The following is a 24,465-nucleotide window of genomic DNA, read 5'->3' as shown; positions in this document are numbered from 1 at the left end:
TGTTCTCCCCAAAGCATTTCAGTCGAGGTGGAAGACCTCGTCGAGCGGGCGCATCCGTTCGTCGGCGTTGCCGTCGCCGACGAAGAACTCCGCCATCTCGGCCTGCCAGCGCGCGTTCACCTCGGTGCGCGCCATCTCCGCGAGCGCCGCGTCGAAGTCGTCGCACTCGAGGTAGCCGATGAGCAGGCCGTCCCCGGCGAGGAAGAGGGAGTAGTTGCGCCATCCCGCTTCGCTGAGGGCGGCCCGCATCTCCGGCCACACCTCGCGGTGCCGCGCCCGGTACTCGTCGAGACGATCCGGGCGGACCCGCAAGGTGAAGCAGACACGCATGTCAGAAGTCGAACTGGTCGATGTTGTCCTTGTTGAACACCGTCGGTGGACCGAGCACGACCTCGCCCTTGGCGCCCACGGTGTACTCGCCCAGGTCGCCCGCCTTGAACTTCTCGCCCTCGGCACCGGTGATCTGCCCGGACGCGAGCGCCGCGGCGGCGTAGGTGGCGAGCTGGCCCAGCTTGCTCGGGTCCCACAGCGCGAACGAGCCGGCGGTGCCGTCCTGCACGAACTTGCGCATCTGGTTCGGCGTGCCGAGGCCGGTCACCTTGACCTTGCCCTTGTACTCGGACGAGCTGAGGTAGCGCGCGGCCGCCGCGACACCGACGGTGGTCGGCGAGATGATGCCCTTGAGGTTCGGGTGCGCCTGCAGCAGGCCCTGGGTCTTCTGGAACGACGTCTGGTCGTCGTCGTTGCCGTACGCGGTCTCCACCAGCTTCATGCCCGCGTACTCGGGCTTCGCGAGCTCGGTCTTCATGACCTCGATCCACGCGTTCTGGTTGGTGGCGTTGGGAGTCGCGGACAGGATCGCGATCTCACCGCTCGCGCCGATCGCCTCGGCCATCATCTTCACCTGCACGGCGGCGATGTCGTTCGACCGCGCCTGGTTCACGAAGACGTCCCTCGCGTCCGGTGCGGCGTCGGAGTCGAAGGTCACGACCTTCAAACCCTGCGAGCGCGCGGTCTTGAGCGCGGGCGCCACGGCGTTGGCGTCGTTCGCGGAGATCACCAGCGCGTCCTGCTTCTGCTGCGCGGCGGTGTTGATGTAGGTGACCTGTGAGGAGGCGGCCGCGTCGGACGGTCCAGTGGCCTTGACCTCGGCCTTGATCGCCGTGCCCGTGCTCTCCGCGCCCTTCTGCGCCACGGTGAAGTACGGGTTGTTGACCTGCTTGGGCAGGAAGGTGATCTTCAGACCTTCTTTGAGCGCCGCGTTGGGGTCGCCCTTGGCGGCGTTGGTGGCGCCGCCGGTCTGATCACCCGCGCTGTCCTTCGTGGTGCCACCGCAGGCGGTGAGCGCGACAGCCCCGGACATCACCAGGGCGAGCACTAGACGTGTGTTCAAGTCGCGGCCTTTCGTAGGGTTCCGACGCGTCGGGTGATGGACGGGGCGAGCACGCTCACCAGCAGCAGGAGGCCGGTGACGATGGTGAGGACCTCGGTGGAGGTGTCCTGCAGGATCAGGAGGTTGCGCAGGCCGCCCAGCAGCAGCACGCCCGCGAGCACGCCGAAGAGCGATCCCTTGCCGCCGAAGATGGACACGCCGCCGAGCAGCACGGCGGCGACGACGGCCAGTTCGAGCCCGACGCCGTTGTCCGCGCGGGCGCTGGAGAAGCGGAACGTGTAGACGATGCCCGCGATCGCGGCCACGGCTCCGGCGAGCACGAACAGGCTGAGCTTGACGCGCTTGACCCGGATGCCGGAGAAGCGCGCACCCTCCTCGTTGGCGCCGATCGCGTAGACGGACCGGCCGAACGAGCTGGCGTGCAGGGCGACGCCGAACAGGACGGCGAGGACCGCGGCCAGCACGATCGGGTACGGGATGTCGGTGCCCGGCAACGGGGTTGTGCCGAACGACGTGTAGCTCGCCGGGAAGTCGGCGACCGCGGTGTCGCCCAGGACCACCAGTGCGAGGCCGCGGTAGAGCGCGAGCGTGCCGATGGTGACCGCGAGCGACGGCAGGCCGAGCCTCGTGACCAGCAGGCCGTTCACCGCTCCGCACATCGCGCCCGCGAGGATCACGGTCGGCAGGATCGTCTCCAGCGGCCAGCCCGCGTTCCACAGCCAGCCGATCAGCGCGCTGGACAGGCCGAGCACCGACGCCACGGAGAGGTCGATCTCGCCCGCGACGATCACCAGCGTGAGCGGCAGGGCGATCAGCGCGATCTCGCCGATGTCGAGTCCGAGGTAGAAGAGGTTGCCACCGGACAGGAACGAGCCGTCGGTGCTGACCTGACCGGTGAGCGCCACCACGACGAGCAGGAACACCAGCGCGGTCTCCCACCGCAGGAGGTTACGCATGGCTGGTCCCTTCGGAGGTGCGCAGGGCTTTGGCCAGTCGCAGTGCCAGCAGCCGGTCGACGGTGATCGCGCTGAGCAGGAGCGCGCCCGCGATCGCCTGCTGCCAGAACGCGGGGATCTGCAGCACCACCAGGCAACTCGTGATCGTGCCCAGCAGGAGCGCGCCGAGCGCGGCGCCGGTCACCGTGCCGGATCCGCCGAAGATCGCGACGCCACCGACCACCACCGCGGCGACCACCTGGAGTTCGAGGCCGGTGCCCGCGGCCGCGTCGACGGTGCCGTAGCGGGCCACCCACAGCGCACCCGCGAGCCCGGCGATCAGTCCTGAGACGGCGAAGGTTGTGAGCGTGCGCTTCGCGACCGGGATGCCGGCGAGCGTGGCGGCCTCCGGGTTCGAGCCGATGGCGTAGAGCTCGCGGCCGGAGCGGTAGGAACGCAGGTACACGGCGGCGACCACGATCACCACGACGGCGACCAGGACGAGGACCGGGACGCCGAGGACGCGGCTGCTGCCGAGGTCCAGCAGGGCGTCGGGGAGGTTGGCCGCGTTGACCTGCTTGCCCTGGGCCAGCGCGTAGTCGATGCCCCGGAACACGTACAGCGTGCCGAGGGTGACGACGAGGCTGGGGACGTTGCCCAGTGCCACCAGCAGCCCGTTGAGGACCCCGCAGGCGAGGCCGACCGCGACGCCGAACCCGATGCCCAGCAGGAGCGGGGTGCCGGGGTTGTCGGCGAAGTGCTGGGCGGTGAGGAATGCGGACAGGCCGAGGACCGAGCCGACGGACAGGTCGACGTTGCGGGTGATGACGACGAGGGTCTGGCCCACGGCGAGGAGCGCGACGATCGAGGCGTTGAGCAGGAGGTCGCGCAGGCTCTGGGGCTGGATGAAGCGCGGGTTGACGATCGCGGTGGGGATGACGACGAGGGCCAGCGCCACGACGATGCCGAGCTCGCGCACCCGGCCGACGCGGCTGGTGAGACGGCGGGCCGCGGTGCGCCGGGCGGGCGGGGTGACGGCGGGGGTGAGCTGGGCGGTCATGGCGCCACCGCCTGTCCCGCGGCCGCCATCGCCACCCGTTCCTCGGTTGCCTCGGCCCGCGACAGCTCCTCGACCAGCCGGCCCTCGTGCATCACCAGCACGCGGTCGGCCATGCCGAGCACCTCCGGCAGTTCCGACGAGATCATCAGCACCGCGACGCCCTGCCCGGCCAGTTCGGACAGCAGCCGGTGCACCTCGGCCTTCGTGCCGACGTCGATGCCGCGTGTCGGTTCGTCGACGATCAGCACGGAGGGGGTGCGCGCCAGCCACTTCGCCAGCACGACCTTCTGCTGGTTGCCGCCGGACAGCACACCGACCGGGTCGCTCAGCTTCGAGAACTTCAGCCGCAGCTTCACCGCCCAGTCCTGAGCGAGAGCACGCTCACTACGTCGGCGCAGCAACCCGAACTTCGACAGCCGGCCCAGCGAGGCCAGCGCGGCGTTGCGTTCGATGGACGCGTCCATCACGAGTCCCTGCTGACGGCGGTCCTCCGGCACGAACCCGATGCCCGCGGCCATCGCGGCGGTGGGGGAGCCGTACTTCAGCCGCTTTCCGCCCACGTGCACGGAACCGGCGTCGGGACGGTCGATGCCGAAGACCGCCCGCGCCACCTCGCTGCGCCCGGCGCCGACCAGCCCGGACAGGGCGACGATCTCGCCCGCGCGGACGTCGAACGACACGTCGGTGAACACGCCCTCGCGAGTCAGCCGCCGTACCGAGAGCAGCACGTCACCCGCCGTCGTGTCCTGCTTGGGGAAGAGCTGCGAGAGTTCGCGGCCGACCATCCGGCGCACCAGGGAGTCCGGCGTCTCGCCGGAGAGTTCGCCGGACCACACGAACTCGCCGTCCCGCAGCACCGTGGCGCGCTGGCACAGCTCGAACACCTCGCCGAGGCGGTGCGAGACGAACAGCACGGCGGCGTCCTGTTCCCGCAACGCCCGCACCACACCGAAAAGCCGTTGCACCTCGTGCGCGGACAGGGCGGCGGTCGGTTCGTCCATGACGATCACGCGGGCGTCGAACGACAGCGCCTTGGCGATCTCGACGAGCTGCTGGTCCGCAATGGACAGTCCGCGCGCCGGACGGGCCGGGTCGAGCCCGACTCCCAGGCGCGAGAACAACTCCGAGGTGCGGGCGTGCATCTCGGTGACGTCGATGCGGCGGCCGAACCCGAGCGGCTGGCGGCCCATGAACACGTTCTCGGCCACCGACAGGTCGCCGAACAGCGTCGGCTCCTGGTAGATGATCGCGATGCCCGCAGCCAGGGCGTCGGCGGGACCGGAGAACCGCCGCGCGGAGCCGTCGAGGAGCACCTGGCCCGCGTCCGGGCGGTGGACCCCGGCCAGTGTCTTGATCAGCGTCGACTTGCCGGCACCGTTCTCCCCGAGCAACGCGTGGGCCTCGCCGGGCAGCAGTCGCAACGACACCCCGGACAACGCGCGGACCGCGCCGAAGGACTTGCTCACCTCGTCCAGTGTCACCACGGGAGGTCGGTCCACGTCCGTCTCCTCGATGTTGAAACGTTTTAACGCCTGAGTTACGAGCACTCTGGGTGTGTTACGTCACGATGTCAAGAGTCGCGGGGTACGATTCGTTGTCACGTTTCAACAAAGGAGCCGCCGGTGAAGCCGTCAGTGGGCATCCGCGACGTCGCACAACACGCCGGCGTGTCCAACGCGACCGTCTCGAACGTGCTGAACCGGCCGGACGTCGTCGCGCCCGCCACGCGCCAGCGGGTGCTGGCCGCCATCGAGGAACTCGGCTTCGTGCGCAACGAGTCCGCGCGCCAGCTGCGCGCGGGCACCAGCAGGGTGATCGCCTACGTCGTGCTGGACGCGGCGAACCCGTTCTTCACGGACGTGGCGCGCGGCGTCGAGGACGCGGCAAGGGAAGCGGGCCTCGCGCTGTTCCTGTGCAACAGCGCCTCGGACGGCGGCCGCGAACGCGAGTACCTGGAGCTGCTGCACGAACAACGCGTCGAGGGCATCCTGATCACCCCGGTCGACGCGGAGAGCGCGCAGATCGCCGAACGCGGCACGCCCGTCGTCCTGGTCGACCGCGAGGCGACGAACGGGACGCGCTGCTCGGTCGCTGTGGACGACGTGCTCGGCGGCGAACTGGCGGTCACCCACCTGATCGAGAACGGCCACACCCGCATCGCGATGGTCGGCGGCCCGCTGTCCATCCAGCAGGTGCGTGACCGGCGCGAGGGAGCGGTGCGGGCGCTGACGAACGCCGGCCTGCCCGCGGAGTCGCTGACGTTCCTCGAAACCAGGAGCCTGCAGGTGGCGGAAGGCCGGGGCGCGGGGGAGCGGCTGGTGGGCCTGCCCGCCTCGCGCCGTCCCACCGCGGCGTTCTGCGCCAACGACCTGCTCGCGCTGGGCCTGTTGCAGTCGATGACGCAGCAGGGCCTGCGCGTGCCGGACGACCTGGCCGTCGTGGGCTACGACGACATCGAGTTCGCCGCGGCCGCCGCCGTTCCGCTGACGTCGGTGCGCCAGCCGCGCGAGCAGCTGGGCCGCACCGCCGCCCAGCTGCTGCTGTCGGAGAACGAGCCGGACCACGAGCACCGGCACGTGAAGTTCCAGCCGGAGCTCGTGGTCCGCGCCTCCACCGCTGTCAGACGGCGGCCCTGAACTAACGGACGAGCAAGATTTCCCTGTCGCTTTCGACAGTGCGCGAACCTTCCGGCGGAAGGTACACGTTCAGCGAAGCGGAAGTGAATGCGACGCCCGGCCGGAACGCTTTCGTGCGCGCCACCACGGTCACGTTGATCCTGTGGTGATCGCCGGTGCACGGAACGTTCGCCGTGTATTTGTCGCCGATCGCGAGCTCACCGCGCACGTTCTGCGTGACCTGCACCCACAACGAGCCGGTGGCGCCGTTCTCGCACATCACCCGCACCGGCACGACGACCGCGACGCCTCGCGCCTCCAGCTTGGCCTGCGACTGGACGGTCATCGCGGCCTCCACCGTCGCCGCCGACGCCGGCATTGTGGTGGCCAGCACCGCGGCCGCAGTCAGTACGAACGCCGAAATTGCACGCACAATTGTTCACCTCGTTCTTGTGGAAGGCGGAATGCGGCCGCACGACGACATTAGCGACGAGGTGTTCAACGGTGCGAGGGGCCATTGATCGTCACGCGAATCCACTGCGCGTGCGCCGGCACGTTCGTGTACAGGCCAGGGCCGTTCGCACAGAGGCTGTCCGTGTCACCGGGACCCGACGTCGTGCCGATCAACTCCCACCGGCCGTGCTTGCCGCGCTGGACCTGCGGGCCGCCCGAGTCACCGACGCACGCCATGGCGCCCGCCCTCCGGCTGATCGTGCACAACCGCGTCGCGTCGGCGTAGCCGGGCGCGCACTCGGACTCCGCGCCACGCCGGGTGTCGAGCTGCTGGAGTCGTTCGGGGAACACGGCCTCGGTGATGTCGACCGTGTCCACCGTGGTGCCGAAACCGAGCAGCCTGGTCGGAGTTCCCGCAGGGCCGGGCCGGGCGGCGATGCGGATCGGCCGTTCGCGCACCGGGCGGTCGAGCCGGACCAGTGCGATGTCGTGCTGATTGGGCTGCCCGAGCCGATAGCCCGGATGCCGCACCACGCGGTCGATGGCGCGCACGGTGCCGCCGGACGTCCTGTGGTCGCTGCCGACGCGGACCGTCCCGTCCGGCACCGCTCCCGTTCCCTCCGGATCGACGCAGTGCGCTGCCGTCACGACCCAGCGGGGATGGATCAGCGACGCCCCGCACACACCCTTCGCACCACCCGCGGCGGGCACGGTCTCCGGGATGGACGCCATGAACTCGTAGCGCTCGGTGGAGCTGTCGCCGTGGACGACGGCCCCTGCGGTTCCCGTCATCGCCACGGCGCACAAGGCACCTGTCAGCAGGACGAGGGCCGGTGTGAAACTGGGCATGATCTTCTCTCGTTCGCCGGACATCTGTCCTGATCAGGATGGTCGTGCGGCGGGGATCGATCGATCGAGCCTGCTGGTGTTCTCAGGTGGAGCCTGCTCCACGGTTGGATCACCGATCGGGTGGGCACCCCTGAGCGGTCCCGCCCGGAACGGAAAGGCCGCGCACATGTCGAACACGAGTCTCCTCGCCGACCGGTACCGGCTGGGCGAGGTGCTCGGCACGGGCGGGGTCGCGCAGGTGCGCCGGGCCCGTGACGTGCTGCTGGCACGTGACGTCGCGGTCAAGCTGTTCCGGCCGGGCGACGACCTCGCGGACGCACGCCGGATCGACAACGAGATCTGCGCGCTCGCGGGCCTGTCCCATCCCGGCCTGGTCACGGTCTACGACGCGGATCCGGGCGGCGAGACGCCGTACGTGGTGCTGGAGCTGATCGAGGGCCGGACGTTGCGCGACCGGATCGAGGACGGGCCGATGGCCGTCGAGGACGTGCGCAGGGTCGGTGCGGCCCTGGCCGACGCACTGGCCCACGTGCACGCCCGCGGTTTCGTCCACCGCGACGTCAAGCCGTCCAACGTGCTGCTCGACGACGACGAGGTCCCCCGTCTCTCCGACTTCGGCCTGGTGAGCATGGTGGGCGGGGCCGGTATCACCAAGACCGACCACGTCGTCGGCACGGCCGCCTACCTCGCGCCGGAACAGGTGCGGGGTCAGGAGGTCACCGCCGCGGCCGACGTGTACGCGCTGGGGCTGGTGCTGCTGGAGTGCCTGACCGGGCACCGCGAGTACGAGGGCTCGGAGGTCGAGGCCGCCGTCGCCCGCCTGCACCGGCCGCCCACGATGCCGGACGGCCTGCCGTTCGACCTCGTGCGGCTGCTGTCCCGGATGACGGCCCTGAGCGCGTCCCGCCGCCCGACGGCGCACGAGTGTGCCGAGGCCCTGCGCTCTCCGGTGGCGGACCCGCCGACTCTCGTCGTGGCCCAGCCGCCCCGGTCACGAGGACTGCTCGCGGCCGCGGCGGCCGTGGTGCTCATCTCGGCCGTCGGCACGGGCCTCAGCACGTGGAACAGCGTCACCTCGACGGGGTCCGAGCCGCCGGCCACGAACGCGCCGGCCACGAGCGCGCCGGCCACGAACGCGCCGGCGTCCGACCCCACGCGCACAGCGGATTTCGTTCCCACGCCCGTCGTGGTGCAGCCGACCGCTCCGGTCGTCGCGCCGGCACCGGTCGAGGTCGTGGACCGGGGCACGCCGGCCGGGCCGGGCGGCAAGGCCAAGTCCGGCAAGGGCAAGGACAAGAAGGGCGGAGCCTGACGGTCCGTCAGCGCACGGGAAGCACGATCGCGGACGGCCGCTCCGGTCCTGAGTGGACCGACTGGGTGGCCGCGACCATCCTCGTGGCCGTCGCACGTGGTTCACCGGTGCCGGGATTGCGGGCGTAGCGGGGGAACGCGCCACTGGAGACCTGCACGCGGATGCGGTGCCCGCGCCGGAAGCGGTACGCCGTCGGCCACAACCGGACAGCGGCGCACTGCGGTTCCTCCGCGGATGTAAGACTCACCAGTCCGTCGCAGACGTTCCACGAACGTCCGTCCGGATCGACGTCGCAGAGCCGGACGAACACATCGGCGTGCGCGAGGCTGGACGAGAACCAGATCTCGGCGCCGACCTCACCGACCACCTCGACGTCCTCGTCGAGAACGGGGGTGGTGTAGGTGAGCACGTCCGCCCTGGCCTCCAGAGCGGTGTTGTCGACGCGGCCGCCGTCCCGCGCCAGGCGCACACCGCCGGACGCCGGAGTCGGGTCGGCCGGGTCGTAGCGGAAGGTGTCCACCGAGGACTCGCCGGGCTCCGAGCCGAGCACACCGCCCGCACCGAGGTGGAAGCGCGTGGGCGAGTAGCCCGGCGGCGGCCAGGAGTCGAACGGGCGCCAGGCGTTCTCGCCCATCACGTACAACCGCACGGGAGCGCGGTCCGGAGGGGCCTCGCCACGGGCGTGCGCCAGGCCGAACTCCACGGCCTCGCGGACCGGCGCGGCCATGACCTCCGTGTGGGTCCACGGCCCGACGGTCAGCCGCGCGGTGCGGCCGTTGTCCTGCAACGCCTGGAAGTCGCGCAGCTGACCGGGCAGGAAGATGTCGTACCAGCCGCCGATGGAACTGACCGGCACGGACACGCCGGCGACCCGGTGGCTGTGGTCGAACCCCTGCCACCGCTCGGCGTCCGCGTCGTGGACGAGGATGTCCTGGATGTAGCCGGAACGCGAGCCGAACGCCACGACGTCCGCGTCCCGCAACGGCACCGTGTGCAGCGCTCGTGCGGTCTTCTTGTCCTGGAACGGCTTGCGCAGCATCGCGAGCGGGCGTTGCTGGGTGCCGACGAGCACGCCCCACTCGAACGGCGTCTCCAGCGACATGCCGTCCGCACGCAGGAACTCCAGCGTCAGAGCGGATTCCGTGACCACCGGGATCATCGCCTTGACCTGCGGCGGCAGCTGATCGGCGACGGCCCACTGCACGTGGCCGAGGTAGCTCAGCCCGTAGAGCACGATCGCGTCGCTCCACGGCTGCTCCACCAGCCACTCGAGAGTGGCGAGACCGTCCGCGCGTTCCTGGCGCATCGGGTCGAACGTGCCACCGGAGCCGAAGCCGCCGCGCACGCTCTGGATCACCACCTGGTAGCCGCGTTCGGCCAGCGGCCTCGCCATGACCGCGCCGAACAGGCGCCGGCCGTACGGGGACCGGATCAACGCCGTCGGCAGGCCGTCACCACCTGAGCGCGGCATCCACCGGTCGGCGAGCAGGTCGACGCCGTCGGGCATGGGAACGCGCAGGTCCCGCTGCACCACGACGTCACGGGTCAGCGGCGGCGAGAGCTTCAGCCCGCGCTGGAGAAGACGGCTGATCATCGATGCTCCAGGAGCAGGGAGAGCACACCCAGCAGGCGGTCGGTGAACGTCTCCGGATCGGGCGCTCCCGCCACCACCCAGGACGTGACGAACGATCCGGCGCCGCCCGTGATGAACGCGGCGAGGTCGTCGGCGGTCTGGCCGGAGAGTCCGCGCAGGTGTGCGACGGCCTGCCGGTTGACCGGCAGGAGCAGGCTGATCAGCCCGCGGTCCAGCGCGAACGCGCACGAGCCGGTGAACAGGGCGCGGTAGAACACCCGGTGGTCGGCGAAGTGCCTGGCCACGGCGAGCGTCTCGGCCCGTGCGTCCACGGGCGGCGCGAGGCCGGAGAGGCGGGGCAGCAGGTCACGGCGGGCGAGGTCGAGCCCCGCCTCCAGCAGCAGCGTGTCCAGGTCTCCGAAGTGCTGGTACACGACCCGCCGGCTGACGTCGGCCGACTCGGCGACCTCGGACACCGTGATCGCCGTCGTGCCCCGCGTGGTCACCAGGTCGACCACGGCCGCCAGGACGGCCGCACGGGTGCGGCGCACCCGGCGGTCGCGTGGCGGCTCGACCTCGCGCAGTTCCATGCGCCAGATCGTGTGACAGCTGTTACTGAATCGTCAAGTGTTACTTATCTTCGTCGCGGTGGCCGCGCAGCGAACCGGGGTGCGCCTTGGCCGAAGGGTCGTTGCGCGTCTTGATCAGGCTGGCGACCGTGACGACCACGAGGATCGCGATGATCACGCCGAGGCTGAGCGGCGTCGGCACCTCGGGCACGCTCGCGGAGATGTCCACGTGCGCCCAGTGCAGGATCAGCTTCACGCCGATGAACGCGAGGATGACCGCCAGCCCGGCCGACAGGTAGACGAGCCGGTCGAGCAGGCCCTTGACGAGGAAGAACAGCGCGCGCAGGCCGAGCAGCGCGAAGGCGTTGGCGGTGAAGACGATGTAGGGCTCCTCGGTCACGCCGAACACCGCGGGGATCGAGTCGAGCGCGAAGAGCAGGTCGACGCCGCCGATCGCGACCAGCACGACGAACAGGGGAGTGGCGAACCGCTTGCCGTCCACGCGGGTGAAGATCTTGCCGCCGACGTAGTCGTCCGTGACGGGCAGGAGCTTGCGCGCGGTCTTCACCACGATGTTGTTCTCGACGTCGGGGTCCTCGTCGCGGTGCCGGAACAGCTGCACGGCCGTGAAGATCAGCAGCAGCCCGAACAGCAGGAACATGAACGAGAACAACGACAGCAGCGTCGCGCCGACCGCGATGAAGATGCCTCGCATGATCAGCGCGAGCACGATGCCGAACGTCAGCACCTTGTGCTGGTGCTCCTCGGGCACGAGGAACGTGGTCATGATGATCACGAAGACGAAGAGGTTGTCGACCGACAGGCTCTTCTCGACGATGTAGCCGGCGAAGTACTCCGCGCCGAACCCGCCGCCGTGCGCGGTCGCGAACCACACGCCGAAGCCGATGGCGACGAGGATGTAGAACACCGACCACAGACTGGCTTCGCGGAAGCCGATCCGGTGCGGCCGCCACGCCGCGAGCACGAGGTCGACCGCCAGCAGCACGACGATCACCCCGATCGTCGTGGCCCACGTCAGTCCGCTGATCTCCAGCACCGCAAGTCCCTCCACCCGCCCGGTCCGTCCGCAATGGACGTTACCGGGCGCGGCGGAGGTGGGCCTCAGGGCGTCAGGGCGTGTCGAACTCGGGTGTCAGGACCCGGTCGAACCCGACCTGCCTCGCCGGCCCGGTCAGCGCGAGCTTCAACGAGGTGTGGATGTTCGCGCTCGACGTGCCCACGTGCAACTCGACGTCGCCGGGATCGACCTGGCGGTGGCCCGCGCGGCCGGTGTAGGAGGTGAGGTCCGCGTGCAGCCGTGCGGTGACCGTGCGGGTCTGGCCGGGAGCCAGGTCCACCTTCACCGCGCCGATCAGCTGGCGTACGGGCCGGGCGACCTCCGCCACCGGGTCGTGCAGGTAGATCTGGACGACCTCGGCGGTCGCGACGTCCGTGTCGTTGCGCAGGACGACGTGCACCGCGCAGGTGCCGTCGGTCGGCCACTCGCGTTCCTCGCAACCCGCCGTGACCCACGTGGTGGACGCGTAGGACAGGCCGTGGCCGAACGGGAACAGCGGGGTCGGGTCGACCGTGCTGACCTCGCTGCGGGTGCCGAGCGGGGCGCTGAGGTAGGTGGACGGCTGGGTGGAACCCGCGCCGGGGAAGCTGACCGGGAGCCTGCCGGACGGGTTGACGCGCCCGCTGAGGACGCCCGCCAGCGCCGCCGCGCCCTCCTGGCCGGGGTAGAAGCCGCACACGACGGCGGCGAGCCGGTCGACCTGCCGGGACAGGTCGTAGGGCCGGCCCGACAGCAGCACGAGCACCACCGGCATGCCGGTGCCGAGCACCGCCTCCAGCAGTTCCTCCTGGCGGCCGGGCAACCTCAGGTCCTCGACGTCACAACCCTCACCGGACGTGCCCTTGCCGAACAGGCCGGCCTGGTCGCCCAGCACCACGACGCAGACCTCCGCCTGCCGCGCGGCCTCGACCGCCTCGGCGATCTCGTCGTCGGTCCCGCCGAGCACCGGGCATCCCCGCGCGAACACCACGTCGTGGTCCTCGCGCAACGCGTCCAGCACGGTGGCGACCTCGATGCCCATCTCGGCGTCCGGGTGGTGCACGCCGACGTGCAGCGGGAACGAGTAGCAGCCCATCATCGCGCCGGGCTCGTCCGCGCGCGGGCCGACGACGGCCAGCCGCTTGCCGGCCAACGGCAGCACGCCGTCGTTCTGCAGCAACACGATCGAGCGCTCGGCCACCTCGCGGGCGAGGGCGCGGGACTCGGGGTCGTCCAGGTCGAGGTTCGCGTCGGGCGCGGGGGAGTAGCCGGGGTCGAGCAGTCCCAGCTCGAACTTCTGCGCCAGCACGCGGGACACCGCCCGGTCGACGAGCGCCACGTCCACCCGGTCGAAGTGGAGGCCTTCGAGCAGCGGTTCGCCGTAACAGTCCACAGTGGGCAGTTCGACGTCGATGCCGGCCGTCAGCGCCTGGGCGGCCGCGTCCTCGCGTCCGGCGGCGACGTTGTGCAGCTTGTGCAGGAACGCCACCGAGAAGTAGTCGGCGACCACCGTGCCGGTGAAGCCGTACTCGCCGCGAAGCCGCTCGGTGAGCATCTCCGGATCGGCCGCGACGGGGACGCCGTCGTTGTCGGAGTAGGAGTTCATCACCGACCGGGCGCCGGCGTGCAGCGCCATCTCGAACGGCGGCAGGATCACGTCCGCGAGTTCGCGCGGCCCGATCGACACGGGCGCGAGGTTGCGTCCCGCGCGTGAGGCCGAGTACCCGGCGAAGTGCTTGAGCGTCGACACGATCCCGGCCGACTCCAGGCCCGCGACGTAGGCGGCACCGATGGTGCCCACGAGCTGCGGGTCCTCGCCGATGGTCTCCTCGACCCGGCCCCAGCGCAGGTCGCGCGCGACGTCGAGGACGGGGGCCAGGCCCTGGTGCACGCCGAGGCGGCGCATCGAGTCGCCGATCCGCGCGGCCATGCGCCGCACCAGGTCCGGTTCGAACGTCGCGCCCCAGCACAGGGGCGAGGGGTACACGGTCGCCTGCCAGGCGGCCAGCCCGGTCAGGCACTCCTCGTGCGCCACAGCGGGAATCCCGAAGCGGCTCGCCTCGATGATCTGCCGCTGGGTGCGCGCGAGCGTGCGCGCGCCGACCTCCGGCGCGATCGGCCGGGTGCCGAAGACGCGGGTGAGCTGGCCGATGCCGTGGCGGGTGAGCTCGTCGAAGTCCTGCGGTGCCACGGCGAACTCGTGCTGGTGCGGGGCCATCTCGCCGGCGGCGTCGATGCCGGCCCAGATGCCTTGCAGCTGCGCGATCTTCTCCTGCGGGGTCATCCGCGCGACGAGGTCGCGCACACGTTCGGCCACGGGGGCGTGCGGGTTCCGCCAGATCTCGTCCGGCGTGGTGGCTTCTGTCGTCACAACAACCTCAGGGGGTCAGTGGGCGGGTCGACTGCCGGACGACCAGTTCGGTGCCCAGGGTGATGTGGGTTTCGCCGGGCTCGGCGCCGTTGATGAGCCGCACCAGCAACTCGACGGCGCGGTGGCCCATTTCGCGTATCGGCTGCTGCACCGTCGAGAGCGGCGGTGTGCACAGCGCGGACTCGGGGATGTTGTCGAAGCCGACCACCGACAGGTCCTCCGGCACCCGCAGGCCGAGCTCGCGGGCGGCGTCGATGGCCGCGATGGCGGTGGTGTCGTTGGCGGCGAAGATCGCGGTCGGCCGGTCGGGGCGGCTCAGCAGGAACCGCGCGGACGCGGCCGCCACGTCCGCGTCGTAGTCACCGCGCCGGACCAGGGTCTCGTCCACCGCGACACCCGCGCTGGCGAGGGCTCCGCGGTAGCCGGTTTCGCGCTGCTGCGCGGATTTCAGGTCCTCGCGGCCGGTGAGCAGCCCGATGCGGCGGTGGCCGAGTGCGAGCAGGTGCTCGGTCGCGAGCCGTCCGCCGTGCAGGTTGTCGGAGTCGACGGTGGGCAGTGCCGCGCGCCCGGTGTGCGGGTCGACCGCGACGACCGGTGTGCCCGGCAGGCCTTCGAGGTCGACGGCCGGCGTGACCAGCACGGCGCCGTCGACGAGGGTGCCGCTCAGCCGCGTGAGGTACCGCTGCTCCCAGCCGTGCGGGTCGCCGGTGCGACCGCCCGCCGAGTACACGACGAGCTCGAAACCGGTGCCGCGGATGGCATCCGCCGCGCCCTTGAGCAGTTCGGTGCTGAACGGCTCGATGTCGGCGACCAGGATGCCGATGACGTTCGTGCGGTGGTTGCGCAGGCTCTGCGCGACGAGGCTCGCCTCGTACCCCATGTCCTTGATCACGGCGGTGACCCGCGCGAACGTCTCCGCGGAGACGCCGTACCGCTGGTTGAGGACCTTGGACACGGTGGCTACCGAGACGCCGGCCTGAGCGGCGACGTCCTTGATCGTGACGCGAGAGCGTGGAGGCACCGGCACAGGCTAGCCGTGTAAAACGTTATCGACAACGATTGACACGAGACGGATTTCACGCAATTCTCTGGCCCCAACACAGGCAGTCCAACCGGCCGACGTCGTCAGGAGTGGACCCGAAATGCGTTCCAGAAAGCCCCTTGCCCTCTTCGCCGCCGCGGCGTTCGTGCTGGCCGGGTGCGGTGGTGGTGGCGGCGACGCCTCCACGGAAGGCCCAGTCACGCTCACCTGGTGGCACAACCGCACCACCGAGCCCATGAAGTCGAAGTGGCAGCAGATCGCCGACGACTTCCACAAGACCCACCCGAACACCTCGTTCACGATCGAACCGCTGCAGAACGAGCAGTTCCAGACCAAGGTGCCTCTCGCCCTGCAGGGCAACACCCCGCCGGACCTCTTCCAGCAGTGGGGCGGCGGAGCACTCGCCGACCAGCTGAAGTCGGGCAAGATCGCCGACATCACGCAGGCCTCGTCGGGCTGGATCGGCCCGCTGGCCAAGAACGCCGACGGCTGGAAGTCCGGCGGCAAGCAGTACGGTGCGCCGTACCTGATGCACGCCGTCGGGTTCTGGTACCGCAAGGACATCTTCGCCAGCGCCGGAATCACCTCGACACCGACCACTGTGGACGAGCTGAACGCGGCGGTCACGAAGCTGAAGGCCGCGGGCGTCGTGCCGATCGCGCTCGGCGGCAAGGACCGCTGGCCGGACGCGTTCTACTGGGCCTACTTCGCGGTGCGCCAGTGCTCGGTCGACACGCTGAAGAAGGCGGTCGAGAAGACCGAGCTCACCGACCCGTGCTTCCTCAAGGCGGGCGAGAACCTCAAGAGCTTCCTGGACACGAAACCGTTCCAGGACGGGTTCGTCGGGACGCCCGCTCAGCAGGGGGCGGGCAGCTCGGCGGGCCTGGTCGCCAACGGCAAGGCGGCCATGGAGCTGCAGGGAGACTGGAACCCCGACGTGATGCAGGCGCTCACGGAGGACAAGGAGATCGGCTCGAAGATCGGCTGGTTCCCGTTCCCGAGCGTGCCGGGCGGGCAGGGCGATCCGAGCGTGCTGCTCGGCGGCGGTGACGGGTTCTCCTGCACCACCCGCGCGGCCAAGGCGTGCGCGGAGTTCCTCGGGCACCTCGTCGGCGACGACGTGCAGAAGATCCTCGCCGAGACCAACTCCGGTCTGCCGGTGACCCCTGCCGGGGTGGCCGCGCTGAAGAGCGAGCCGCACAAGACGATCGCCGAGGCCATGACCAAGGCGTCGTACCTCCAGTTCTACTTCGACACCGCGTTCCCGACCAAGGTCGGTCAGGCCCTGAACGACACCATCGCGAACTTCTTCGCGGGTCAGGGCGGACCCGACACCATCGTGAAATCGGTGAGCGAAGCAGCAGCCGGGAACAAATGATGAGTGCCGCGATCACCACGCGGCCGCCGACCGCCCCCGTGCCGCACGCGCCAGCGGCCGGGGGCACCCGGCGGCGGTCCCGACTGCGGACCCGCCTCGAACTCGCCCTGCTGCTCGTCCCGGCACTGGTGCTGTTCGTCGGGTTCGTCCTCATCCCCATCGGCGTCGCCGGCTACTACAGCCTCTACTCGTGGAACGGCTTCGGCCCGCTCACCGACTTCGTCGGGCTGGACAACTACGTCGAAGCCCTCTCCGGTGACGTCTTCCAAAGCGCCATCGGGCACAACCTGATCATCGCCACGCTCTCGATCGTCGTTCAGCTGCCGCTGAGCATCGGCCTGGCGCTGTTGCTCAACCGGAAGCTGCGCGGCCGGACTTTCCTGCGGATGGTGGTCTTCGCGCCGTACGTGTTGTCCGAGGCCGTGACCGCGGTGATTTGGCTGCTCATGTTGCAGCCCGGCGGGTTCGTCGACGCGATCCTGCGCGGTGTGGGCCTGGGTGGACTCGTCCAGCTGTGGCTCGCCGACCAGTCGCTCGTGCTCTACACGCTCTTCCTGGTCATCACGTGGAAGTACATCGGGTTCGGCGTGATCCTGCTGCTGGCCGGCCTGCAGGGTGTTCCGCCCGAGCTGCGGGAGGCCGCCGCACTGGACGGCGCGAGTGCCTGGCAGACCACCCGGCACGTCGTGCTCCCGTTGCTGGGACCGACGATCAGGATCTGGGTGTTCCTGTCCGTCATCGGGTCGTTGCAGCTCTTCGACCTGGTGTGGATCATGACGCTCGGCGGTCCCGCCAACGCGTCGACGACCATGGCCACCTACCTGGTCGACCACGGCTTCAAGCGCTACGAGTTCGGTTTCGGCAGCGCGGTCGCGGTGATCCTGTTCATCATCTGCTTCCTGTTCGCGTTGCTGTACCAGAGGTTCGCTCTGCGTCGCGACACCCAGGGCGCGTTGACGGGAGTGCGCTGAGATGTCACGTCGTAACACCGTCGGCTACCTCGCCGCGTTCGCCGTCATCGGCGTGACGGTGGTGCCGCTGTTGTTCGTGGTGCTGGGCGGTTTCCGCACCACGGCCCAGATCAACGCCTCACCGGCCGGGTTGCCCGGCCCGTTCGTGTGGGACAACTACCTGGAAGTGGCGACGTCGCTGCAGTTCTGGCGCCTGCTCGGCAACAGCATGCTGATCGCGGTGATCGCGACCACGCTGGCGGTCGTGCTCGGGTCGATGGCGGCGTTCGCGTTGTCCCGCTACGTGTTCCGGGGCCGCGAGGCGTTCTACACGTTGTTCACGCTGGGCCTGCTGTTCCCGCTCGGCGTGGCCACGCTGCCGCTGTACCTGTGGTTGAGAGAGCTGAACCTGCTGGAGAACCCGCTCGGTGTCGCGATTCCGGAGGCGGCGTTCTCGCTGCCCGTCACGATCGTGATCCTGCGGCCGTTCATGAACGCGATCCCCGGTGAGCTCGAGGACGCCGCACTGCTCGACGGCGCGGCCAAGCTCGGCTTCTTCTGGCGGATCCTGCTCCCGCTCTCGCGGCCGGCGCTGATCACGGTGTCCGTGCTCGCGTTCGTCACGAGCTGGAACTTCTACCTGTTGCCGTTGCTGGTGTTCAACGACTCGACGAACTTCACGCTTCCGCTCGGCGTGGCGATGTTCCAGTCCGAGCACACCCAGGACACCGCGAAGGTGCTCGCCTTCACCGCGCTGTCCATGATCCCCGCACTCACGTTCTTCGTGTTCGCTGAACGCCGCATGGTCGGGGGCCTCACCGGTTCCGTGAAGGGCTGAATCACAAGGGAGTGAATCGTGCGAACCCGATTAGCCGCCGGCATCGCCGTTCTGGTGGTGCTGTCCCAGACAGTTCCCGCTTCGGCGGCGGGGCCGTTGAAGAGCGTCACGAACAGGTACGTGGGCAGCGCGGTGGCCGCCCAGCACCTGACCGCCGAGGCTGATTACAAGAAGGTGCTGACGCGGGAGTTCGACAGCGTCACGCCCGAGAACGAGATGAAGTGGGGCGTCGTCGAAGCCGTGCGCGGCCAGTACGACTGGTCGGGCGCGGACGAGATCGTCAGGTACGCCAAGAAGACCGGCAAGTCCGTGCGAGGCCACACGCTGGTCTGGCACAGCCAGCTGCCGGACTGGGTCGACGACCTCGAGGCGGCCGAGCTGCGGGACGTCGTCAAGAACCACATCAGGACCGAGGCGGGCCGCTACCGCGGCAAGATCCGCGCGTGGGACGTCGTCAACGAGGCGTTCAACGAGGACGGCACCCGCAGGCAGACGGTGTTCCAGGAGAAGCTCGGCGACCGCTACATCGCCGACGCGTTCCGCTGGGCCCACGCGGCCGACCCGAAGGCGAAGCTCTACATCAACGACTACAACGTCGAGGGCCTCAACGCCAAGAGCGACGCGGTCTACGAGCTGGTCAAGTCGTTGAAGCGCCAAGGCGTCCCGATCCACGGCGTCGGCATCCAGGCGCACCTGTCGCTGATGTACGGCTTCCCGGCGGGCGTCAAGGAGAACATCGCCAGGTTCGCCGCACTCGGGCTGGACGTCGCGATCACCGAAGCCGACGTGCGGATCCCGTTGCCCGTCACGCCGGAGAAGCTGGTCGCGCAGGCGGACTACTTCGGCCAGGTGTGGGACGCCTGCCACGCCGTGCGGCGGTGTGTCGAGTTCACCACGTGGGGCTTCACCGACCGTCACTCGTGGGTGCCGGACGTGTTCCCCGGTGAGGGCGCGGCCTGCCTGTTCGACGAGAACCTGAGGCCGAAGCCGGCCTACGCCCGTCTCAACCCCTAGCGGGAGCCTCCACTTGGCACGGTTCGAGAACCCGGTCCTGCCCGGCTCACACCCCGATCCTTCGGTGTGCCGGGCGGGATCGGACTACTACCTCGTCACGTCGACCTTCGAGTACTTCCCCGGCCTGCCGATCTACCACAGCAAAGACCTCGTGCACTGGCGGCTGCTCGGGCACGTGCTGGACAGGCCGTCCCAGCTGCCGTTGCAGGGCGTGCGCGCGTCCGGCGGCCTGTACGCGCCGACGATCCGCCACCACGACGGCGTGTTCTACGTGGTGTGCACGCTGGTCGGCGGCACGGCGAAGAGCGGCAACTTCGTCGTCACCGCCACCGATCCGGCCGGTGAGTGGTCTGAGCCGCGGTGGCTGCCGGAGGCGGACGGGTTCGACCCGTCGCTGTTCTTCGACGACACCGGCCGCGCGTGGTGGACGGCCACCCGCGAGGTGCCCGGTGGCAGGCCCGGTCAGACCGAGGTCTGGCTGCGCGAGTTCGACCCGGAGCGGCTGGAGCTGATCGGCGACGAGCACGTGCTGTGGACCGGCGCCCTCCGCGACTCCGTGTGGCTCGAAGCACCACATCTGTACGAAGTGGACGGCAAGTACCTGTTGCTGTGCGCGGAGGGTGGCACGGACTTCGAGCACTCGGTGGTCGTGGCGACGGCGGACGAGGTCACCGGTCCGTACCGCGGTTCGCCGCTCAACCCGGTGCTGACCCACCGGCACCTCGGCCGCGACCATCCGATCGCGGCTGTCGGGCACGCCGACCTGGTGCGCACCCAGGACGACCAGTGGTTCGCGGTGCTGCTCGCGACCCGCCCGTACGGCGGCTACTACTACAACCTGGGCCGCGAGACGTTCCTCGTGCCGGTGTCCTGGGAGGCGGGCGGCCCGGTGTTCAGCCCGGGCACCGGGCGTCTCGAGGCCCGGTACGACGTTCCCGACCTGCCCGCACACCCCTGGCCGGAGGCCGGTCCGACCGACGACTTCGACGCGCCGGTGCTCGGTCCCGAGTGGTCGTTCCTGCGCACACCGGACGAGGTGTTCTGGTCGCTCACGGACCGGCCCGGCCACCTCCGGCTGGCGGTGCGCCCGGAGTCGATCAACGACCTGGTGACGCCGAGCCTGGTCGTGCGGCGCCAGCAGCACCAGGACTTCCACGCGTCCTGCGAGGTCGAGTTCGAGGCCGCGGGTCCGACCGAGTGGGCCGGGCTCGTGCTGCTGCAGAACAACGACCACCACGTGCGGCTGCTGCTCGGTGCCGGACGCGAGGTCACCCTCGTGCGCCGCGCCGGTGGCCGCGAAGAGCTCCTCGCCGCGGCACGGCTGCCGGAAGGCCCGGTGCGGCTGTGCTTCGAGGCCGTCGGCCAGGAGTGCAGGGCGCTGGTCGCCGGGGCCGCGCAGGAGTGGCGACCGCTCGGCGAGCCGTTCGACGGACGGGCGCTCAGCACACAGGCCGCGGGCGGGTTCACCGGCGTCCACATCGGACTGTACGTGACCGGTGACTGCGCGCCGGGCACTTCGTGGGCGGACTTCGGCAGCTTCACCTACCGGAGGCTTCCCGGCTGACAGGTCACCGGCGAGCGGCGACCGCCTGTTGCAGGAGGGCCAAGGCCCTCTTGGCCACGACGTTGAACATCCCATCGTGGTGTAGCGCTCGCCGAGCACGACCAGCAGCGTGTCGGCGTCGATCCCGAACACGCCGACCTGGCCGGACTCACCCTCGAAGAACACCGCTCGCGGGCTGCCGACTCCGGCCTGCGAGGTGAACTGGGTCGCGAGCCCCGCGGCCGCCGAGCCCGCGGCCGCCGAGGCCATCGAGGCGACGCCGTCGTCCTCGATGCCGCGGGTGGGCCGTTCGAGTGCACGGCACGGCTCACGCCGGCCGATGTCCGGAGCCGGCGGCGGTGCGGCGATCCGGAGAGATCCTCAGTGGACGGTCTCCTGCCGTGCGGGCACAGGGCAGGAGACCGGGTGTTCCGGCGAGTGGCTGGGCTTAGGGCGGTCGGCCGTTTCAGTGCTACACATCACACCGAGCGGCGAGAGGTTGTAGCACACATCCGGAAGACGGGTCCAGGTCGGCCGAACACGCGGCGCTGGATCTCCCGGCGGTAGTCCTCGAGGGTCCGGTCCACGTGCACGGCGGCCGCGTCGGCGGCGGCTTCGGGGTCGCCGCGCCGGATGGCCTGGTAGAGCGCGGCGTGCTCCTCGACCCTCCGCGGTGTGGCTGCCCACCGTGCCGCTGAGCCCGATGATGTTGGACTGGCGTTGCAGGCGGCGCGCCTCACGCACCGCCGCGACGAGGAACTGGTTGTGCGAGGCGGCCGCGATCGCCGCGTGGAAGTCGTCGTCGCCCTGGTCGAACAGCGCGGCCTGACCGGTGAGGTGGTCCTGCCGGCACATCTCGGCGGCGGTCTCGATGGTGTGCAGCTCGGCGGGGGTGGCGCGGGTCGCGGCGTACCTCGCGGCCGCGGTCTCCTGGACCCGGCGGAACTCGAAGAGCACGTAGACGTGGTCGAGGTCGGTGGGCAGGAAGAAGCCGCCCCACCGGGACGCGCCGAGCATCCCCTCGTCGTTGGCGACGTAGAGCCCGCGGCCCTTGTGCGCGCGCACCCTGCCGAGCGCCGAGAGGATCTTCACGGCCTCCCGCACGACGGTCCGGCTGGTCCCCCTGCGGGCGGCCAGCTCGTTCTCGGTCGGCATGCGGTCGCCGGGGCGCAGCTCCAGTTCGGAGATGAGCTCCAGGATCTTCTCCGCCACCACCTCGTAGCCGGGCCGGTAGGCGGGGCCGGTGGAGTGACAGCAACAGCGTCCACCAGCAGTGGCGGATCGTCGCGGCGGGCTGACCGCTCAGGCGAGCGAACAGGCGTGCCCGTTGAGGGTGAAGGCGCGGGGCGTGGTGCTGCTCCCGGACGCGGTGAAGCCCATCAGCACCGACTCTCCCGCCGGGATCGCGACGTTGTACGGCACCGCGGTCGCGGCGACGTCCCTGCCCGTCTGCCGCTGGGTCGCGTTCCACATCTCCGACACCGTCTGCCCTCCGGCGAACGTCCACCGCAACGTCCAGCCGTGGATCTCCGCGGCACCGGTGTTGCGGAGGGTGACGTCGGTGCGGAAGCCGCCCTGCCAGGTGTGGGTGACGACGTAGGCGACCGAGCAGCCGGTCACCGGCTGCGGAGCGGCGGGGGTGGACGGGGCCGGGGCGGTGGGAGCCGGTGGCGGGGCGGAACTGGGAGCGACACAGGGTGGACCCCACCGCCCGAGCCGCTTGGCGGACGCGGACTCCTCCGCCTCCCGCATCGCGCGGTCGTCGGGGTTCTCGCCGCGCGTCATGCCCATCTCGACGGCGAGCAGCGCGTAGTCGGTGCCGTCCGCCAGTCGCAGCGACACCACCGGTTCGCCGTCCGGTGTCCGCTCGACGGGCTTCTCGAGCAGCATCGTCTTCGCGAACGTCGTCGACGCGTCGGCCCAGCACGCGTCGGGCGCGGCGAGGCCCTTGACGCGCACCTCCTCACCGTCGGAGAGCCGCACCGTCCGGACGTCCACGACGTTCTGGACGGTCGCGGAGTACGCGGTCTTGAGCGGCGGCTCGATGATCGAGGGGAACACGGGTGGCGTCGTGCTGGTGACCGGGGGCGCCGGCTCCCCGCCGCAGCCCGCGATGCCGATCAGCAGAACCGCGGCGATCGCAGGCCATTTGGTCGCCCGAACAGGCCGCGCGCCGCCTCGTGATCGTGTCATTGTTCCTCTGCGGGGACGCGGCGAACACCAGGAGGAGTACGCCCGAACGGTCGATGTGATCCCGGGAGGCTACGACCTATCGGAGGAACACGGAAGATCTTTCGCACCGGTGAGAAGTGTTCTTCGACGCTTTCGAGTCGAATTCCCGTCGAATGCGCGGCGCGCGTGAGAATGGAGAACAACGTTGCCGGCTGGGCGGCGCGGAAACTCAGCGGGCGGCGGTGCTGCCGCGATCGGTGAGCATCGGCTGGAGGAGACGCACCTCCGGCGCGAGTTCACGGCCCAGGCGGGCCATCACCATCTCGACGGCGATCGCGCCCAGATCCTCCGCGGGAACGGCGATCGAGGTGAGCGGGACGGGCAGGGTCGCCGCGACGTCGTCGGGGCACAGCGTGATCACCGACAGGTCGCCGGGGACGTCCAGCGACCGGCGCCGCAGTTCGAGCAGCAACGGGCCGAGGACCGCCTCGTTGTGCACCACCAGTCCGGTGGTGCCGCGGTCCGGGTGCAGCACGTCGTCCAGGCAGCCGGACACCGCGTCGTAGCCGGCCGCGCACGAGTGGACCGAGGCGAGCAGACCGCGTTTGGCGGTCTCGCCCTGGAACCCGGCCAGCAGCCGCGCCGCGAAGCTCGTCCCGCGCGCGTAGACCGGGGGAGGTGAGCCGATCAGCGCGATCGAGCGGTGGCCGCGATCCGCGAGATGGCCGGCCATCTGCCTTCCCGCCGCGGTGAAGTCGAGGTCGAGGCAGCTCAGGCCCTCGTGGTCGTCGGGCACGCCGAGCAGGACGACCGGAGCGTCGACGTCGCGCAGTTCCGGCACGCGCGGATCCGCGCTCTCGACGTCCATCACGATGATCGCGTCCGCCATGGACCGCGCGAGGACGCGGTGGGCCTCGCCGGGGCCGGCCTCCTTGGTCAGCAGCAGCACGTCGTAGTCGTGGTCGCGGGCGCGGGCCACGATCGACGACACGAACCGCATGATGATCGGCATGTTCTGGTCGGAGTGCAGCGGCACGACCAGGCCGACCACGCGCGACCGGTTCGAGGCGAGCGCCCGCGCTCCGGCGTTGGGGTGGTAGCCGAGGGCCGCGATGCTCTGCTCGACGCGGCGCTTGGTCTCCTCGGAGATGCTGCGCTTGCCGCTCAGCACGTACGAGACCGTGCTGATCGAGACGCCGGCGTGGTGGGCGACCTCCTTGATCGTGATCATGCCCGCCCTTCGCGCCGGTTCGTCGCGAGCATCGTAGTGCGTGGGAGGAGTGTGGTCGAACAGCTGTCGAACTCCGGCGCGGTAATCGTCGAAGCCGTCGAACAGGTGCA

Annotated in this window: 22 protein-coding genes; 7 read left to right on the top strand and 15 right to left on the bottom strand. The window is 70.3% G+C overall.

Going from position 1 to position 24,465, the window contains the following annotated elements; translation table 11 throughout:
* Positions 1–18 precede the first annotated feature (18 nt).
* The 5 genes from AB0M48_RS02680 to AB0M48_RS02660 are packed head-to-tail and all read right to left on the bottom strand — an operon-like array spanning position 19 to position 4,887.
* Positions 19–330 (bottom strand): L-rhamnose mutarotase, encoded by a 312-nt coding sequence (locus tag AB0M48_RS02680; RefSeq protein WP_363835543.1) that lies wholly within the window; start codon positions 328–330, stop codon positions 19–21.
* A 1-nt stretch (position 331) separates the two neighbouring features.
* Positions 332–1,363, bottom strand: a complete 1,032-nt coding sequence (gene rhaS, locus AB0M48_RS02675; protein WP_363835901.1) for a rhamnose ABC transporter substrate-binding protein — start codon at positions 1,361–1,363, stop codon at positions 332–334.
* 26 nt (positions 1,364–1,389) lie between these two features.
* Positions 1,390–2,349 carry an ABC transporter permease gene (locus AB0M48_RS02670; RefSeq protein WP_363835542.1) on the bottom strand — a complete coding sequence of 320 codons (960 nt, stop codon included), beginning with the start codon at positions 2,347–2,349 and terminating at the stop codon, positions 1,390–1,392.
* Positions 2,342–3,388 carry an ABC transporter permease gene (locus AB0M48_RS02665; protein ID WP_363835541.1) on the bottom strand — a complete coding sequence of 349 codons (1,047 nt, stop codon included), beginning with the start codon at positions 3,386–3,388 and terminating at the stop codon, positions 2,342–2,344. The genes AB0M48_RS02670 and AB0M48_RS02665 overlap by 8 nt, the downstream gene beginning before the upstream one ends.
* A complete protein-coding gene (locus AB0M48_RS02660) occupies positions 3,385–4,887 on the bottom strand; it encodes a sugar ABC transporter ATP-binding protein (RefSeq protein ID WP_363835540.1) in 1,503 nt (500 codons plus the stop codon). Before AB0M48_RS02660 ends, AB0M48_RS02665 begins: the two co-directional genes overlap by 4 nt.
* A 123-nt stretch (positions 4,888–5,010) precedes the next feature.
* Here AB0M48_RS02660 and AB0M48_RS02655 point away from each other — a divergent pair, with 123 nt between their 5' ends.
* Positions 5,011–6,024 (top strand): LacI family DNA-binding transcriptional regulator, encoded by a 1,014-nt coding sequence (locus AB0M48_RS02655; protein ID WP_363835539.1) that lies wholly within the window; start codon positions 5,011–5,013, stop codon positions 6,022–6,024.
* Between the two features lies 1 nt (position 6,025).
* Here AB0M48_RS02655 and AB0M48_RS02650 read toward each other — a convergent pair whose 3' ends face one another.
* Together AB0M48_RS02650 and AB0M48_RS02645 are read right to left on the bottom strand one after the other, a co-directional pair.
* A complete protein-coding gene (locus tag AB0M48_RS02650) occupies positions 6,026–6,361 on the bottom strand; it encodes a hypothetical protein (RefSeq protein ID WP_363835538.1) in 336 nt (111 codons plus the stop codon).
* Between the two features lie 140 nt (positions 6,362–6,501).
* Positions 6,502–7,305 (bottom strand): serine protease, encoded by an 804-nt coding sequence (locus AB0M48_RS02645; RefSeq protein ID WP_363835537.1) that lies wholly within the window; start codon positions 7,303–7,305, stop codon positions 6,502–6,504.
* Positions 7,306–7,471: 166 nt separating this feature from the next.
* On the opposite strand from AB0M48_RS02645, the gene AB0M48_RS02640 reads away from it, so the two are divergent.
* The gene (locus AB0M48_RS02640) at positions 7,472–8,617 is read left to right on the top strand and encodes a serine/threonine-protein kinase (protein WP_363835536.1); all 1,146 of its coding nucleotides are present in this window, start codon (positions 7,472–7,474) and stop codon (positions 8,615–8,617) included.
* 7 nt (positions 8,618–8,624) lie between these two features.
* Here the strand turns inward: AB0M48_RS02640 and AB0M48_RS02635 are convergent, their stop codons facing one another.
* The 5 genes from AB0M48_RS02635 to AB0M48_RS02615 all read right to left on the bottom strand — a co-directional run bounded on the left by AB0M48_RS02635 (position 8,625) and on the right by AB0M48_RS02615 (position 15,208).
* Positions 8,625–10,211 carry a CocE/NonD family hydrolase gene (locus tag AB0M48_RS02635; RefSeq protein WP_363835535.1) on the bottom strand — a complete coding sequence of 529 codons (1,587 nt, stop codon included), beginning with the start codon at positions 10,209–10,211 and terminating at the stop codon, positions 8,625–8,627.
* The gene (locus AB0M48_RS02630) at positions 10,208–10,780 is read right to left on the bottom strand and encodes a helix-turn-helix domain-containing protein (RefSeq protein WP_363835534.1); all 573 of its coding nucleotides are present in this window, start codon (positions 10,778–10,780) and stop codon (positions 10,208–10,210) included. The genes AB0M48_RS02635 and AB0M48_RS02630 overlap by 4 nt, the downstream gene beginning before the upstream one ends.
* 40 nt (positions 10,781–10,820) lie before the next feature.
* Positions 10,821–11,816, bottom strand: coding sequence for a TerC/Alx family metal homeostasis membrane protein (locus tag AB0M48_RS02625; protein WP_363835900.1), 996 nt, complete (start codon positions 11,814–11,816; stop codon positions 10,821–10,823).
* Positions 11,817–11,889: 73 nt separating this feature from the next.
* On the bottom strand, positions 11,890–14,187 hold the full coding sequence (locus tag AB0M48_RS02620; protein WP_363835533.1) for a glycoside hydrolase family 3 N-terminal domain-containing protein: 2,298 nt from the start codon (positions 14,185–14,187) through the stop codon (positions 11,890–11,892).
* 7 nt (positions 14,188–14,194) lie between these two features.
* A complete protein-coding gene (locus tag AB0M48_RS02615; RefSeq protein ID WP_363835532.1) occupies positions 14,195–15,208 on the bottom strand; it encodes a LacI family DNA-binding transcriptional regulator in 1,014 nt (337 codons plus the stop codon).
* A gap of 121 nt (positions 15,209–15,329) precedes the next feature.
* On the opposite strand from AB0M48_RS02615, the gene AB0M48_RS02610 reads away from it, so the two are divergent.
* From AB0M48_RS02610 to AB0M48_RS02590, 5 genes are read left to right on the top strand one after another with little or no spacing between them, the layout of a single operon-like run.
* Positions 15,330–16,607: an extracellular solute-binding protein gene (locus tag AB0M48_RS02610; RefSeq protein WP_363835531.1), complete on the top strand. Its 1,278-nt coding sequence runs from the start codon at positions 15,330–15,332 to the stop codon at positions 16,605–16,607.
* Positions 16,607–17,578: a sugar ABC transporter permease gene (locus tag AB0M48_RS02605; protein ID WP_363835530.1), complete on the top strand. Its 972-nt coding sequence runs from the start codon at positions 16,607–16,609 to the stop codon at positions 17,576–17,578. Before AB0M48_RS02610 ends, AB0M48_RS02605 begins: the two co-directional genes overlap by 1 nt.
* Position 17,579: 1 nt before the next feature.
* Entirely contained in the window at positions 17,580–18,395 is an 816-nt protein-coding gene (locus AB0M48_RS02600; RefSeq protein WP_363835529.1) for a carbohydrate ABC transporter permease, read from the top strand.
* 18 nt (positions 18,396–18,413) lie between these two features.
* Positions 18,414–19,409 carry an endo-1,4-beta-xylanase gene (locus AB0M48_RS02595; protein WP_363835528.1) on the top strand — a complete coding sequence of 332 codons (996 nt, stop codon included), beginning with the start codon at positions 18,414–18,416 and terminating at the stop codon, positions 19,407–19,409.
* 13 nt (positions 19,410–19,422) lie between these two features.
* Complete coding sequence (locus AB0M48_RS02590) at positions 19,423–20,973, top strand: glycoside hydrolase family 43 protein (RefSeq protein ID WP_363835527.1); 1,551 nt, start codon at positions 19,423–19,425, stop codon at positions 20,971–20,973.
* A gap of 360 nt (positions 20,974–21,333) precedes the next feature.
* On the opposite strand, the gene AB0M48_RS02585 is transcribed toward AB0M48_RS02590, so the two are convergent.
* The 3 genes from AB0M48_RS02585 to AB0M48_RS02575 form a co-directional block, all read right to left on the bottom strand.
* Positions 21,334–22,164: a GntR family transcriptional regulator gene (locus tag AB0M48_RS02585; protein WP_363835526.1), complete on the bottom strand. Its 831-nt coding sequence runs from the start codon at positions 22,162–22,164 to the stop codon at positions 21,334–21,336.
* A 90-nt stretch (positions 22,165–22,254) separates the two neighbouring features.
* Positions 22,255–23,145 carry a cellulose binding domain-containing protein gene (locus tag AB0M48_RS02580; RefSeq protein ID WP_363835525.1) on the bottom strand — a complete coding sequence of 297 codons (891 nt, stop codon included), beginning with the start codon at positions 23,143–23,145 and terminating at the stop codon, positions 22,255–22,257.
* 208 nt (positions 23,146–23,353) lie between these two features.
* Positions 23,354–24,355, bottom strand: coding sequence for a LacI family DNA-binding transcriptional regulator (locus tag AB0M48_RS02575; RefSeq protein ID WP_363835524.1), 1,002 nt, complete (start codon positions 24,353–24,355; stop codon positions 23,354–23,356).
* Between the last annotated feature and the right edge of the window lie 110 nt (positions 24,356–24,465).

This window comes from Lentzea sp. NPDC051208, from assembly GCF_040682435.1.
Classification (GTDB): Bacteria; Actinomycetota; Actinomycetes; order Mycobacteriales; family Pseudonocardiaceae; genus Lentzea; species Lentzea kristufekii.
This window is presented reverse-complemented; position numbering and strand designations above follow the sequence as displayed.

Bases quoted from the DNA above. Each gene is read 5' to 3' on its own strand.
- AB0M48_RS02680 (WP_363835543.1), bottom strand. From the start codon at position 330: ATGCGTGTCTGCTTCACCTTGCGGGTCCGCCCGGATCGTCTCGACGAG.
- rhaS (WP_363835901.1), bottom strand. From the start codon at position 1,363: ATGTCCGGGGCTGTCGCGCTCACCGCCTGCGGTGGCACCACGAAGGAC.
- AB0M48_RS02670 (WP_363835542.1), bottom strand. From the start codon at position 2,349: ATGCGTAACCTCCTGCGGTGGGAGACCGCGCTGGTGTTCCTGCTCGTC.
- AB0M48_RS02665 (WP_363835541.1), bottom strand. From the start codon at position 3,388: ATGACCGCCCAGCTCACCCCCGCCGTCACCCCGCCCGCCCGGCGCACC.
- AB0M48_RS02645 (WP_363835537.1), bottom strand. From the start codon at position 7,305: ATGCCCAGTTTCACACCGGCCCTCGTCCTGCTGACAGGTGCCTTGTGC.
- AB0M48_RS02640 (WP_363835536.1), top strand. From the start codon at position 7,472: ATGTCGAACACGAGTCTCCTCGCCGACCGGTACCGGCTGGGCGAGGTG.
- AB0M48_RS02635 (WP_363835535.1), bottom strand. From the start codon at position 10,211: ATGATCAGCCGTCTTCTCCAGCGCGGGCTGAAGCTCTCGCCGCCGCTG.
- AB0M48_RS02630 (WP_363835534.1), bottom strand. From the start codon at position 10,780: ATGGAACTGCGCGAGGTCGAGCCGCCACGCGACCGCCGGGTGCGCCGC.
- AB0M48_RS02610 (WP_363835531.1), top strand. From the start codon at position 15,330: ATGCGTTCCAGAAAGCCCCTTGCCCTCTTCGCCGCCGCGGCGTTCGTG.
- AB0M48_RS02605 (WP_363835530.1), top strand. From the start codon at position 16,607: ATGAGTGCCGCGATCACCACGCGGCCGCCGACCGCCCCCGTGCCGCAC.
- AB0M48_RS02600 (WP_363835529.1), top strand. From the start codon at position 17,580: ATGTCACGTCGTAACACCGTCGGCTACCTCGCCGCGTTCGCCGTCATC.
- AB0M48_RS02580 (WP_363835525.1), bottom strand. From the start codon at position 23,145: ATGACACGATCACGAGGCGGCGCGCGGCCTGTTCGGGCGACCAAATGG.
- AB0M48_RS02575 (WP_363835524.1), bottom strand. From the start codon at position 24,355: ATGATCACGATCAAGGAGGTCGCCCACCACGCCGGCGTCTCGATCAGC.